Source organism: Methanobacterium congolense, assembly GCF_900095295.1.
GTDB classification, from domain to species: Archaea; Methanobacteriota; Methanobacteria; order Methanobacteriales; family Methanobacteriaceae; genus Methanobacterium_C; species Methanobacterium_C congolense.
In genome coordinates, this window is the sequence record NZ_LT607756.1 from 2,295,138 (window position 1) to 2,308,813 (window position 13,676).

Annotated in this window: 12 protein-coding genes; 8 read left to right on the forward strand and 4 right to left on the reverse strand. The window is 39.5% G+C overall.

Annotation, left to right across the window (positions count from 1 at the left end):
• Positions 1–209: 209 nt before the first annotated feature.
• The 3 genes from MCBB_RS11025 to MCBB_RS11035 form a co-directional block, all read right to left on the reverse strand.
• Complete coding sequence (locus tag MCBB_RS11025) at positions 210–704, reverse strand: 3-isopropylmalate dehydratase small subunit (RefSeq protein ID WP_071907806.1); 495 nt, start codon at positions 702–704, stop codon at positions 210–212.
• Positions 705–806: 102 nt separating this feature from the next.
• Positions 807–2,063: a homoaconitase large subunit gene (gene hacA, locus MCBB_RS11030; RefSeq protein WP_071907807.1), complete on the reverse strand. Its 1,257-nt coding sequence runs from the start codon at positions 2,061–2,063 to the stop codon at positions 807–809.
• Between the two features lie 113 nt (positions 2,064–2,176).
• Positions 2,177–2,599: a MarR family winged helix-turn-helix transcriptional regulator gene (locus MCBB_RS11035; protein ID WP_071907808.1), complete on the reverse strand. Its 423-nt coding sequence runs from the start codon at positions 2,597–2,599 to the stop codon at positions 2,177–2,179.
• Positions 2,600–2,874: 275 nt separating this feature from the next.
• On the opposite strand from MCBB_RS11035, the gene MCBB_RS11040 reads away from it, so the two are divergent.
• From MCBB_RS11040 to MCBB_RS11075, 8 genes are all read left to right on the forward strand, one after another.
• On the forward strand, positions 2,875–5,262 hold the full coding sequence (locus MCBB_RS11040; RefSeq protein WP_071907809.1) for an OB-fold nucleic acid binding domain-containing protein: 2,388 nt from the start codon (positions 2,875–2,877) through the stop codon (positions 5,260–5,262).
• Between the two features lie 116 nt (positions 5,263–5,378).
• Positions 5,379–6,314 carry a DNA repair and recombination protein RadA gene (gene radA, locus MCBB_RS11045; RefSeq protein WP_071907810.1) on the forward strand — a complete coding sequence of 312 codons (936 nt, stop codon included), beginning with the start codon at positions 5,379–5,381 and terminating at the stop codon, positions 6,312–6,314.
• A gap of 253 nt (positions 6,315–6,567) precedes the next feature.
• Positions 6,568–7,470, forward strand: coding sequence for an AEC family transporter (locus MCBB_RS11050; RefSeq protein ID WP_071907811.1), 903 nt, complete (start codon positions 6,568–6,570; stop codon positions 7,468–7,470).
• A 47-nt stretch (positions 7,471–7,517) separates the two neighbouring features.
• Positions 7,518–7,910, forward strand: coding sequence for a YkvA family protein (locus tag MCBB_RS11055; RefSeq protein WP_071907812.1), 393 nt, complete (start codon positions 7,518–7,520; stop codon positions 7,908–7,910).
• A gap of 181 nt (positions 7,911–8,091) precedes the next feature.
• The gene (locus MCBB_RS11060) at positions 8,092–10,071 is read left to right on the forward strand and encodes a CoB--CoM heterodisulfide reductase iron-sulfur subunit A family protein (RefSeq protein WP_071907813.1); all 1,980 of its coding nucleotides are present in this window, start codon (positions 8,092–8,094) and stop codon (positions 10,069–10,071) included.
• Positions 10,072–10,636: 565 nt separating this feature from the next.
• Positions 10,637–11,905 carry a serine hydroxymethyltransferase gene (gene glyA, locus MCBB_RS11065; protein ID WP_071907814.1) on the forward strand — a complete coding sequence of 423 codons (1,269 nt, stop codon included), beginning with the start codon at positions 10,637–10,639 and terminating at the stop codon, positions 11,903–11,905.
• A 144-nt stretch (positions 11,906–12,049) separates the two neighbouring features.
• Entirely contained in the window at positions 12,050–12,742 is a 693-nt protein-coding gene (locus tag MCBB_RS11070) for a dihydromethanopterin reductase (acceptor) (RefSeq protein ID WP_071907815.1), read from the forward strand.
• 314 nt (positions 12,743–13,056) lie between these two features.
• Entirely contained in the window at positions 13,057–13,458 is a 402-nt protein-coding gene (locus tag MCBB_RS11075) for a HEAT repeat domain-containing protein (protein WP_071907816.1), read from the forward strand.
• A gap of 50 nt (positions 13,459–13,508) precedes the next feature.
• Here the strand turns inward: MCBB_RS11075 and MCBB_RS12185 are convergent, their stop codons facing one another.
• On the reverse strand, positions 13,509–13,667 hold the full coding sequence (locus tag MCBB_RS12185; RefSeq protein ID WP_171899135.1) for a hypothetical protein: 159 nt from the start codon (positions 13,665–13,667) through the stop codon (positions 13,509–13,511).
• Positions 13,668–13,676: the final 9 nt, after the last annotated feature.

Here is a 13,676-nt window from a genome sequence, read left to right on the forward strand (position 1 = left end):
AAAAAACTTTCTTTTATTAAAAATATGCCTTATTAAAAAAATATTCCTGAATTTTTTAAATATTCTTAAATATTTTTTTAAATAATTTCTTTAAATAAAAATTAAAAAATAATTAGAGGTTGTATGGATTTTATTCGCAAAATACAATTTGGGTGTTGTATTAAATTGTTACTGATCCAGGTTCCACACAACCTTACTTATCCTAAACTTTATTCCATTTGGGAAATGTTTTCTTTAAGGTAGGGGATTAAACCGCCTTTATTGAGGATTTCAAGCATGAATTCTGGTAATCCCTTAACTTCGAACTCTTCTGAAGTGTTCAGATCCTTCAGTATTCCTTTGTCCATGTCTATGTCCACTTCATCCCCTTCAGAAACCTTTTTTGAAATATCTTTGGCTTCCAAGAGTGGAAGTCCCACATTTATTGCGTTTCTGTAGAATATTCTTGCGAATGACTCTGCAACAACCACGGAGATGCCGGCTCCCTTGAGTGCAACAGGTGCATGTTCCCTTGAGGAACCACAGCCGAAGTTTTTACCTGCTACTATCACATCCCCCTTACTGACCTTCTTTGGGAATTCAGGGTCTAATCCTTCCATTGCATGTTGTGCAAGTTCATCTTCACCCCTGAGAATTAGGTACCTACCTGGAATGATTATATCTGTATCAATATCGTCACCAAATTTCCAGACTTTTCCTTTCATTTTAACACCTTTAAATCTTTAACTAAATCTTTAATATTGAATGAATCATAAATACATGGTTTTTATTTTAATGCTTTTTAATTGAATTTTTGATTGTATCTATCATAAATCCCTTGGATCTGATATTTTCCCTGTGATTGCGGATGCTGCTGCAACTGCTGCTGAGCTCAGGTAAACCTCTGCATCTGAACTTCCCTGTCTTCCCTTGAAGTTCCTGTTTGAGGTTGAAAGGCTCACTTCACCGGGACCCACGAGTCCAACGTGACCTCCAAGGCACGGACCGCAGCATGGGTTGCAAACAAGTGCTCCAGCATCAACGAAGGTCCTGAGAAGTCCCTCATCCATTGCCTTGGTGTAAACCTCCCTTGAAGCAGGTATAACAAGCATTCTTATGCTGTCTGAAACCCTTTTGCCCTTGAGGATCTTTGCAGCTGTCCTTAGGTCGCTGAGTCTTCCGTTTGTGCATGAACCAAGGAAAACCTGATCTATATGGGTTCCTTCAACCTCTGAAACTGGTTTGACGTTGTCAACGTGGTGTGGACATGCTATCTGAGGTTCAAGGTCGTTCACATCTATGTCCATGATTTCAAGTGAATCTGCATCTTCATCTGTCTTCATAACCTCGTAGGATTTGGTTGTTCTGCCCTTGAGGTAGTCAAAGGTTTTTTGGTCGGGTTCAACAAGCCCTGTTTTTCCTCCCATCTCTATTGCCATGTTACAAAGAACCATTCTGTCAGATACAGACATTTTCTGGGTTGTTTCTCCTCCAAATTCACATGCCTTGTAGGTTGCACCGTCTGCACCGATCTTGCCGATTATGTTGAGGACAACATCCTTTGCGTAGACTTTTTCAGCCAAATTTCCTGTTACGTTGAATTTTATGGTTTCTGGAACTTTGAACCAGAGTTTTCCTGTTGCAAACACCATAGCCATGTCTGTTGATCCAATTCCTGTTGAAAATGCTCCTAATGCACCGTGTGTGCATGTGTGTGAGTCTGTACCAACAACAACTTCTCCTGGAACGATATGTCCCATCTCAGGCAGTACCTGGTGGCAGACACCTTCCCTTACATCGTAGAAGTTGTTTATGCCCTGTTCCTCCACGAATTTTCGCATGTCGATGTGGTTCTGTGCCGCCTCTATCGAGTCTGCTGGAACCTGGTGGTCGAAGACAACAACGATCTTCTCGGGATCCCATACATCATCCACACCTATCTTCTCGAATGATTCCACAGACATTGGGCCTGTTAGATCATGAGTCATTGCAACATCTATATTTGCCATTACTATTTCTCCAGCCTCTGATTCCTTTTTGCCAGCGGCTTTTGCAAGTATTTTCTCTGCCATTGTCATGGCCATGCGCATTCCTCCTTTTAAATTAAACTGAAATTTTAAAGTTTAGATTGAAGTTTGTAGAGGGATAAATTTTGTAGAGTGGAGTATTCATGTAATAAATTCATGAGATTTCGTCATTAAATGGTTAAGGTGATTTTATTCACGAGTTTAATGAAACTTTCAACCTCTTCAGGATTCAAAATCTTCAAAATCTTTTTAATTGTATCCTCATGAATCTGTTTGTGCAGCTTCATGATATCTTTACCTTTCGGCGTCAACTGAAGGAAATAAAAGCGTTTATCAGTGTCGGATTGGATTTTAGTTACAATTCCGAGATTTATCAACTGGTTGATGGCTATTGAAACCGTTGATTTTTTAACGTCCAGTGTCTTCGATATTTGAGAAACACTTATTCCCTCATTTTTATCGATTAATTCAATATAATACAATTGTCTAAGGGTATATTCCTTTAAATCTCCAGAACGAAGTTGTGTTTGGAATTTCCTCATTAATCCACTCAATTTATCCATTGATTCTACAAGCTCAAGCTCTTGATTCATAATGTCACTCCATAGGATATATAGTTTTATCTAACTAACTATTATAAAAAAATTGTCATCGAATTCCCATATTATAATAACACGATCCAATTATTTTATTGAAGATACCAACCAATTAGATATGAATCATGACACATGTTTCATATGACAAATTTATATAGTAATAAGAATATTATAATTATTAATACAAATATTGTTTGCATTAATTCTCAAATGCACTCAGTAGTATTTTAAATATAGTTGACTAAGAAGTATATTTAAGTGAGGGACCCCAAATGAGCGGTGAAGTTAACGATGAAATAATGAAGGAATACGAAAGAATTAAGGATAAGATCTCATATGAGGACTTCCTGAAGAAAATGGAAGAAAGGAAGAAGGAATATGAAGATGTAAGTTTCATGAGTGACCTCGACATAGCCAGAACAATAACTGGCGAATACATAGATGAAAAGAACGAAGCATTATCTGAAGGCAATAAACCTCAAAAGATATCCCAACTTACTGCAGGACATGATAATGTCTGTGTCATTGGACGCATAATGAGCGTGTCGAATGTTAAAAAATTCACAAATAGAAAGGGAAATCATGGAAAACTCGCAAATATGATCATAGCCGATGAAACCGGGCAAATAAGGGTAACTCTCTGGACTGAAAATGTTAAATTTCTCGATGAAGTTATTGAAGGAGACGTTGTGAAGTTGAACCGTGTGGAAGTTAAACAGGGTTTCCGAAATGAAAACAATGAGATACAGACAAGCAGAGATTCTAAGCTTGAAAAAATTACAGATGGAAATTTTGAAGAACTTCCAAAGTACGAGGAAAAGTTAACTAACCTGGCGGATGTAAAGGGTGAAAGTACTGTTAACGTTGTAGCCAGGATCATTCGCATCCCCAGGGTCAGAACCTTTGACAGAAATGGTAATGACGGAAAGGTAATGTCCCTTGAAATACAGGACAAAACCGGGCAGATGCAATTAACACTATGGAACAACGATGTGGGTATCGTTGAAGATCTCAAACTCAAGGAAGGAGACTCCATCAAAGTACTTGGAGCTCAAAGCCGTTTGCGAAATGGAGAAGTTTCATTAACTCATTCCTGGCGTGGAAGAATAATCAAAGGGGAATTTGATGTTCCAGAGTACGATGAGGATATCCTTAAAATAGGCGATGCCCATGAGATGAAGAACGTTACCGTGATAGGGGTTGTGTGTAAAAATTACGACAAAATAACCTTTGAAAGAAATGACGGCAGCAAAGGTCAGGTTAAATCCATTGAAATGCAGGATGAAACAGGAAGCATAAGGGTCACCCTCTGGAACGATGACGCAGATATGAAACTTGAAAAGGGATCCATAATCAAGATAACCGGCGGAAACATCGAATTTGACGAATATTCCGGTACAGATTACCGGATAAACACTAACTGGAACACTAAAATCGATGAAGATCCTGAAATAGATGATAAACTTAGGGAAAACCTCCAAAAATGTGGAGATTATATTAAACCAGTTGAAATATCAACCTTAAATGAAATGGATGATGAGGGAGACGAAGTTGACATAATCGGAAGGATCATCAGCGTCCAGGACCCCAGTGAATTCCAGAGAACGGATGGAACAAGTGGAACCGTTCGAACCGTTGAAATTGGAGATGCTACAGGTGTTGTGAGAACCTCCTTCTGGGATGAAAAGGCTGAAAAATCTTTAAACCCTGGTGATGCCGTGAAGATCGAAAATGCCAGGACAAGATTTGGAAATTACAACATGGAACTCAGCGTTGGAAGAACTTCCAGATTGATGGAACCAAGTGAAGAAGAAACCAAAAATCTCCCCTCTTTAAGTGAAATAGAAGAAAAAATCTACAAAACTAAACATGTAGATGAATTAGAAGAAGGAGACCAGAACATAAGGCTCCTTGGAAGGATACTGAATGTTTACGATCCAAACCAGTTCCAGAGAAGTGACGGAACCCAGGGAATAGTTCGAACCGTTGAAATAGCCGATGGCACAGGAACTGTTAGAGCATCATTCTGGGATGAAAAGGCAAACTTGCCAATGAAAGCTGGCGACACAATCAAAATCGAAAATCCAAGGGTTAACTACAGAGACGGAAATATAGAAATCAGTATAAGCAGAAACACCGTTGTTACAAAACCTAAGGAAGATGAAACTGGAAAGTTACCATCTTTAGATGAAATTCAGGATATGATCTATAAAAACAGAAAGATCGAAGATGTTGAAGAGGAAGATAGAAATATCAAGGTAACTGGACAAATTGTGGAAGCCTATGGAAACAAAATACTCTATGAGATGTGTCCAAACTGTAATAAAAGGGTCAATTTCTCTGAAAACGCATACATCTGTGACATATGTGGAGAAGAAATAGACGAACCCAACTACCTCATGATAATATCCTGTGTCATGGAAGATGAAACCGGGACCATGAGGGCCACCTTCTTCAGGAAAGCAGCTGAAGAGTTCATTGGAATGACCACTGACGAAGTTAGAGATGTTATAGCAAAAACTGGAGATGAAGGTTCCCTCGAGGACAAAGTCGCAGATATGGTGGGTCAGGAAATAACCATAATTGCAGATGCAAGTTACGATGAATACAACGAAGAAATAAGGCTCAACGCAAAGAAAGTAGTTTCTTTAAAGATCTAATCCACTGAAAAACATGATTATCTAATTAGATTTAAAACTTGAATATTATTTAAAAACCTTATTTAAAAACCAATCAGAAGAATTTAATAATTTAAAAAGTTCAAAAGGAGATTGAAATGGTCGAATTGGAAGATTTACCAAACGTTGGGGAGAAAACTGCCCAGAAACTGAGAGATGCTGGTTTTGCAGATATGATGAGACTAGCAACAGCAACAGCAAAGGAATTAAGTGTTAAAGCTGAAATTGGTGAGGGTGTTGCAGAGAAGGTCATAGAAGCCGCAAGAAAATCTGAACAGATAGATTTCGAGACTGCTCTAGACGTTATGGAAAGAAGGAAAGATGTTGGACGTATAACAACTGGAAGTACTGGTCTGGATGAACTCATAGGTGGTGGAATAGAAACCCAATCCATAACAGAAGTATTCGGAGAGTTCGGTTCCGGTAAAAGCCAGATATCCCACGAACTGGCAGTCACATGTCAATTACCCCCAGAAAAGGGCGGCCTTTCTGGAGAATGTGTCTTCATAGACACTGAAAACACCTTCAGACCCGAAAGGATCAAACAGATTGCAGAAGGATTTGAACTGGATATGGAAGAAGTTCTACAGAACATCCACATTGCAAGGGCATTCAACTCCAGCCACCAGATACTCATGGCTGATAAGGTCAACGAGCTGATCCAGAAGGGGACGAACATCAAGATAGTTATTGTTGACTCACTTACATCCCATTTCCGTGCAGAATATGTTGGAAGGGAATCACTTGCAACGAGACAGCAGAAGTTGAACCAACACCTCCATACACTGCAAACAATTGCTAACACCTACAACGTGGCTGTTTTTGTAACGAACCAGGTTCAGTCCAAACCCGACGCTTTCTTTGGAAGTCCTACAAAAGCTATTGGAGGGCACGTACTTGGACACGCAGCAACCTACAGGATCTGGCTCAAAAAAGGACTTGCAGGTAAAAGAATTGCAAGGCTTGTTGACAGCCCACACCTTCCTGAGGGAGAAGCTGTGTTTAAAATCGTTACCGAAGGAGTTGTTGATTGAACATCCAACTCACTTATTCTTTTTTTACATAGTCTTTTTTATCAAAATTCATGTATCCATCTTTAAACAATATTTAACGATCTAATTGTTGATGATTATTCACTATTCTGGTTAATTTGAAGTTCAGTTCCCCTGAATGCTCCTGAACAATGATCGAACTATAGATTTATTACTTGGGTTAACCAATAAACTGTTTGTTGAAATTAGAACTAAACCGTTTTTTAAAACTGTTTTTTAATTGAATGATGATAAAATGAACTCGTTAGAAACCATAATTTCCATCATAATTCTCGTGATCATAGGTTATGCAGCAAAACGCATCAAGCTCTTAAAACCTGAAGATTCCATTACCTTAAACAAAGTTGTTATCAACATAGCCCTTCCTTCACTGATATTCATGGCCATGTACACTGCAGACCTTTCTGATATAGGGAGTCTTGCAGAGATAACAGGTCTCTGCATATTGATAGGGACCATAGGAGGTTTAATTGGGTATACCTTCTCAAGGATCAGAGGCTACCCTAAAAAAACTCGCTGGAGCATTACAGTAACCTCCACAATGTTCAACTCAGGATTTCTGGGTTACCCCGTTGTTCTTGGAGTTTTTGGTACTGCAGGGCTTGTAAGGGCCATATTCTATGATGCAGGTTCCACCATCATATTCATATGCTTTGGAATCCTTTTCCTCCTTCTCTTTGGGGGTAAATACTCTGAAATAGCAAAAAGAGCACTCTTATTCCCTCCAATTTGGGGTCTTGTTTTAGGGGTAGCTGTGAATCTCATACACCTTAACATTGGTTCCATGGCCCCAGCAATCCTCAAATATTTGAGTGGTGCAACCATTCCACTGATAATGATATCCCTGGGTCTTTCACTTGAGGTAAGCAGTTTGAAGAATTACATGGAAGAATCCATTGCAGTTTCAGGGATCAAACTCATATTGGCACCATTAATAGCATTTTTACTCGTTAGTGCCCTTGGTTTGAGTGGATTGAACAGTACCGTGACCATCGTTGAGGCAGGAATGCCAACTGCAATGCTGGCCCTTGTTCTTGCAATCACATACAACCTTGATGTGAAAGCTGCAAGTGCCTGCATCTTCCTGAGCACAGTACTGAGCATGGTAACCCTACCAATCCTAATGTTAATTTTATAGGGAATATGAACCTTATCCAAAAATAAAAAAAGAGTAGGAAGTTTAAAATGAACAGGTTTAAGGTTAAAAATTGGAGAAAGACCTTTGAAAAACTTGAATATGAAACTTATGCCCTTTACTTATCCTACAAGGATCCAAGAGTACCCTGGTACATTAAAATTATCCTAATACTTTTTTTAGGGTACATTTTAAGTCCAATCGATCTCATACCTGATTTCATTCCAATTGTGGGTTATTTAGATGATTTTATTCTTGTGACATTGGGTATTCCACTGCTTTGCAGAATAATTCCAAAAGAGATTTTAAAGGAACATGAAGAAGAAGCCAGACTTAAATTCGATGGTAATACTCCCAAAATTTGGTATGTTGGAGTCATAGTCATTTTGATATGGTTACTGATTATTTTAATAATTTTAAGGTTTATTTTAAGCTTATATTAGAATAGGATTAATTATACAATTTATTTTTTTTAAATACTGTTTTAAAATGTTTTGAATCTGCAGAGAATGTTCTCATATATAAACTTTGTATAAAAAAATAAATAGAAAGCTTTATTTATCGGGGTGATAGAGTAGAGCATAAAATAATAGTTATCACATATTTACTGAATAGGTGATTTAATTGGCAGAAGAGAAAAAACAAGAAACAATCGAAGAACCAAAGCTCGGAATATACGTATGCCACTGCGGAGTGAACATCGGCGGCGTCGTTGACATCGAAGCGGTAAAAGATTATGCAGCAACCCTTCCAAACGTTGTTGTAGCTAAGGAATACAAGTACATGTGTTCAGATCCAGGTCAGGAAATGATCCAGAAAGACATCAAAGAACTGGGTATAAACAGGATCGTAGTTGCAGCATGCTCACCAAGGCTTCACGAGCCAACATTCAGGAGAGCTGTCAGGGAAGCAGGATTAAACCAGTTCCTTTTCGAATTCGCAAACCTCAGGGAACACGATTCCTGGGTTCACATGCACGAACCAGAAGCAGCAACTGAAAAAGCAAAAGACCTGGTAAGAATGGCCGCTGCAAAAGCAAGGCTACTCGAACCATTGGAAGCATCCAAAGTGGCTGTGACCGACAGCGCAATGGTCATAGGTGGAGGAGTTGCAGGTATTCAATCTGCACTTGACCTTGCTGACATGGGATTCAAAACCTACCTGGTTGAGAAGAACCCAACCATCGGTGGAAGAATGGCTCAGCTGGACAAAACTTTCCCAACACTCGACTGTTCCATGTGTATCCTCGCACCTAAGATGGTGGACGCAGGTAAACACGAAAACATCGAACTCATCTCCTACGCAGAGGTTAAAGAAGTTGACGGTTACATAGGTAACTTCAAAGTCAAAGTAGAGAAAAAACCAAGGTTCATAGATGAAGACATCTGTACTGGATGTGGAACATGTTCCGAAGTGTGCCCTATAGAAATACCAAACTACTTCGATGAAGGAGTAGGTATGGTCAAAGCAGCATACATCCCATTCCCACAGGCAGTTCCACTATGCGCAACCATAGACAAGGACTACTGTATCGAGTGCCACCTCTGTGACACCGCATGTGAAAAGGGAGCAATCAACCACGACCAGGAACCAGAAACCATCGAACTCGAAGTTGGTACCATCATAGCCGCAACAGGTTACGACCCATACGACCCAACAGAGAAGAAAGAGTACCTCTACGGCGATGCTAAAAACGTTATCACAGGTCTTGAACTTGAAAGATACATAAACGCATCAGGACCAACCATGGGTCACGTTGTCAAACCATCCAATGGTGAAAACCCAAAAAGCGTTGCATTCATCCAGTGCGTTGGTTCAAGGGACGAACAGATCGGCAAACACTACTGTTCCAGGGTTTGCTGTATGTACGCAATGAAAAACGCACAGCTCATAATTGACCATGAACCTGACACCGAAGTCACCATTTACTACATGGATATAAGGGCATTCGGTAAAGGATTCGAAGAGTTCTACAAGACCTCACAGGAAAAATACGGAATCAAATTCGTTAGGGGTAGGCCAGCAAGCATACTCGAAAACCCAGATGAAACACTTACCGTCAGGGCAGAGGACAGCTTACTTGGAAAAGTCACAGAGTACGACTACGACATGGTAGTTTTATCTGTGGGTCTACAGCCACCAGAAGGTTCAGAACCATTAAGGCAGACACTCGGTATTTCCAAGAGTGCTGACGGGTTCTACATGGAAGCTCACCCAAAACTCAGGCCTGTTGACACATTAACCGACGGTGTATACCTTGCAGGTGTTGCACAGGGACCAAAAGATATTCCTGACGCAGTTGCACAGGCATCAGGTGCAGCAGCCAGAGCAGCAATCCCAATGGTTAAAGGTGAAGTGGAAATCGAACCTATCGTTGCAGTTGTGGATGACGATGTCTGCGGTGGATGCGAAGTTTGTATAGAACTCTGTCCATTCGGTGCAGTTGAAAGGGTCGATGGAAAAGCTCAGATAAACGTTGCTCTATGTAAAGGATGCGGAACATGTGTCGGAGCATGCCCATCTGGAGCATTAGACCAGCAGCACTTCAAGACCGAACAGATCATGGCTCAGATTGAAGCTGCAATGAACGAACCAGCAAAATAGACCTGCTGAAATAGGAGAAGTTTAAAAACTTCTTCAATCCTTTATTTTTCTATTTTTATTGATTCTAAAACTTTAATTTCATATTAAAATTCATATTACCTATTCTAAGTAATTGTTCCATCATCGGATCACTCACCATTTTCTAATTACATTTTCCGCATTATAAAATCCGTGCATAAGAATTAAAACTGATTTTATTGGATTTGAAGACTTTTAAAGATTGTTTTAATAAAAAAATATTTTAAAAATTTTATTTTGAGTGGTGTTTCAAACCTCCAGGAGATGAAGAATGAGTCATTTTTCAGGGAAAAATAAAATCCAAAGGAATCAGAATCTTCAAAACCTATTTTAAAAAACTTTTTTCATTAAAAAAAATGTAAAAAAATGTAAAATCTTTCTCTTTTGGAGTTACAATATTAAAATGGTCGGTATTCCTTATTAAAGAACTTAAATCTTCTCTTTCCCTTTTTTGAAAATCTTTATATTCATGGCATTTTATACAATAGATCAATGGTATCCCAGGATATTCCACTCATCAAATTAACCTTTTATTTGGAGGAGAATAATGTCTAAAAACGAAGAATACGCTCTTAAAATAAAAGATATTACAAAAGAGCACCATAAATGGATGGAAAATAGCATAAATCTTATAGCAAGTGAGAACATAACCAGTGTAAGTGTGAGGGAAGCCCTGGCTTCAGACCTTTCCCACAGGTACGCAGAAGGTACCTCTGGCAGCAGACTCTACGAGGGCTGCAAGTACATCGACGAGATCGAGGACATCACAGTGGATCTGTCAAAGAAAATATTCAAGGCAGAACATGCCAATGTACAGCCTGTTTCAGGTGTTGTTGCAAATTTAGCAGCATTCTTCGCTCTCACAAACCACGGCGACAGGATGATGGCCCTTGAAGTTCCTGTAGGAGGTCACATAAGCCATGCAAATGTCAGCGCTGCAGGTGTAAGGGGTTTAAAGGTTACACCGCATCCATTCGATGAAACCAAAATGAACATAGACCCTGACGCCCTTAAAAAAGAGATCCTTGAGAAAAAACCAAAACTGGTTCTATTCGGCGGCAGTCTGTTCCTCTTCCCACATCCAGTTGAGGAAGCAAGGGAAGCAGCAGATGAAGTCGGTGCCAAGATAATGTACGATGGTGCACATGTTCTCGGATTAATAGCAGGTGGCTGCTTCCAGGACCCACTGAAGGAAGGTGCAGACATAATGGCCGGAAGTACCCACAAAACATTCCCAGGTCCACAGGGAGGTATAATACTCTGTAAAGAGGAACTGGCACATAAAATCGATGATGCAGTCTTCCCAGGAGTTGTGAGCAACCACCACCTCCACCACCTGGCAGCACTGGGTATAGCAACAGCTGAAATGCTTGAATTCGGTAACGCATACGCCGAACAGACCATAAAGAACGCCAAGGCACTGGCAGGAAGCCTTTACGAACTCGGTTTCAACGTGCTGTGTGAAGACCTTGGATTCACAGAATCACATCAGCTTGCAATGGATGTTTCAAACCTTGGACATGCTGCAAAACTTGCAAAAGACTTTGAGGCTAACAACATAATCCTCAACAAGAACCTGTTCCCATGGGACGACGTGAACAAATCAGACGACCCATCAGGTATCCGTATAGGAACCCAGGAAATAACCAGACGTGGATTGAAGGAATCCCACATGAGCGAAGTTGCAGAGTTCATAAAACAGGTTGCAATAGATGGTAAAAACGTCAAAGAAGAAGTTGCAGAGTTCATAAGTCAGTATAACACTGTACACTACGCATTCAGAGAAGACAAAGCCTACGAGTACATAGACTTCTAAAAAAACGTGAAAATCTGAAAATCCTTACCTCAAATTTTGTAGTGAAAAAAACTTTTTCTAAATTTTTTTCATAAACTAATTTTTTTATTTAATTTTTTTAAGATCAACAGAACCAACTAAAAATAAAGTAGGAGCCAATGAAGGATGAAAATAGCGTGGGGAATAACAGGAGCAGGCCATTTACTTGAAGAAAGTGTGAACATGCTTTATGAACTTTCCAAGGATCATGAAGTCACTGTACTACTTTCAGGAGCAGGAGAAGAAGTTCTTAAGATGTACGGCCTGTTCAACAAGGTTAAAAGCATAACTGGAGGTTACTACAGGGAGCTCGTTCGTGAGGATGATCAGAGGTTCAGCTTCCCCATGACCGGACGTTTTTCACTTGGAAAGTATGATGTGCTTGTTGTTTCACCAACAACATCCAACACAATTGGTAAGATAGTTAACGGAATAGCAGACACACTCATAACCAACGCAGTGGCACAGGCAGGTAAAGGTGGTGTTAAAACCTGTATAATTCCTGTTGACCTTGAATCCGGTGCTGTTGAAACTGTTTTACCCTCAAAACTCGAACTTGCAGACTGCCAGAACTGCCAACCATGTCAGGCTGCGGCTGCGTGCCCTGAAGATGCAATAAATCCAGGTGTTGAGATAGACCTCCTCAAATGCATAGGCTGTGGAACCTGTCAGATCGCCTGCCCCTACGGTGCAGTGACAGGGGGGAAAAGGATAACCATCCACATGAGGGACATAGACATAGAGAACACCCACAAACTCTACGACTTCGATGGGGTGGATGTTTTCGGACATCCAGATGAGATTTCAGGGATGTTTTAATCATTTCAAATTCTCCTCTCATGACGCTTTAATCCTTCTAAATCTACATTTATTTGTTCATTTAAAATTTTTAAATATTTTTTACTTAAATTTTACTTAAATATCTTGGTTAAATAATTTTTAAATTGTAATAACACCTACAAGAACTTTTTTTTACAAAAAAATGGTTTTATGAAGTTCTACATCATTTCTAATTCTTCTTAAAAAATTTCATTTATAGGATGAGAACTTGGATGAAAATTATTATGAACTTGCAGCAACATATAAAGAAACATGCATTAAATTGAGCTTTTTCAACTTAGTGGGGTGTTGTTGTGTCTGAAGAGCATAAAAGAATAGGTTTTCTTGTGGAAGAACTTGAAAATGAGGATTGGGCTGTAAGGGAAGATGCTGCAGAACTTCTTGCAGAGGTTGGAGATCCTAGAGCCGTTGAACCACTGATAAAAGCCCTTAATGATGATGATTGGCATGTTCGTGAGGCTGCGGCCCTTGCACTAGCCCTTTTCGATGATGAACGTGCATTAAAACCCCTCATAAACATTTTAGGTGATGAAAAGGCAAGTGTGCGGTACGCAGGAGCCCTCGGACTCTACCTGATAGGGGACGAAAATGCCCTCGAAGGTCTGAATAAAACCCTTGAAGATAAAAATCCATTGGTCAGAAAGGTTTCAGGTATGGCTATTGAGGAAATCAAAAAACGGGTAAAATTAGATTAAAAAATGGGGTTAAATTAAAAAATAGGGGAGGAATGCATCATATTCCACTATCAACGCTGCAGTTTTCCATAACCTATTATAAGGAATATTATTCCAAAAACTGACCATAAAACTCCTGAAAAAGTGTCCTTAAGGTAGAATAGGCTATAAAAACCTAAAATTAGGAGAACCACTGCAAAGAGGTATAAGAGGAGTGTTTTTTTGTACATATTATTAAA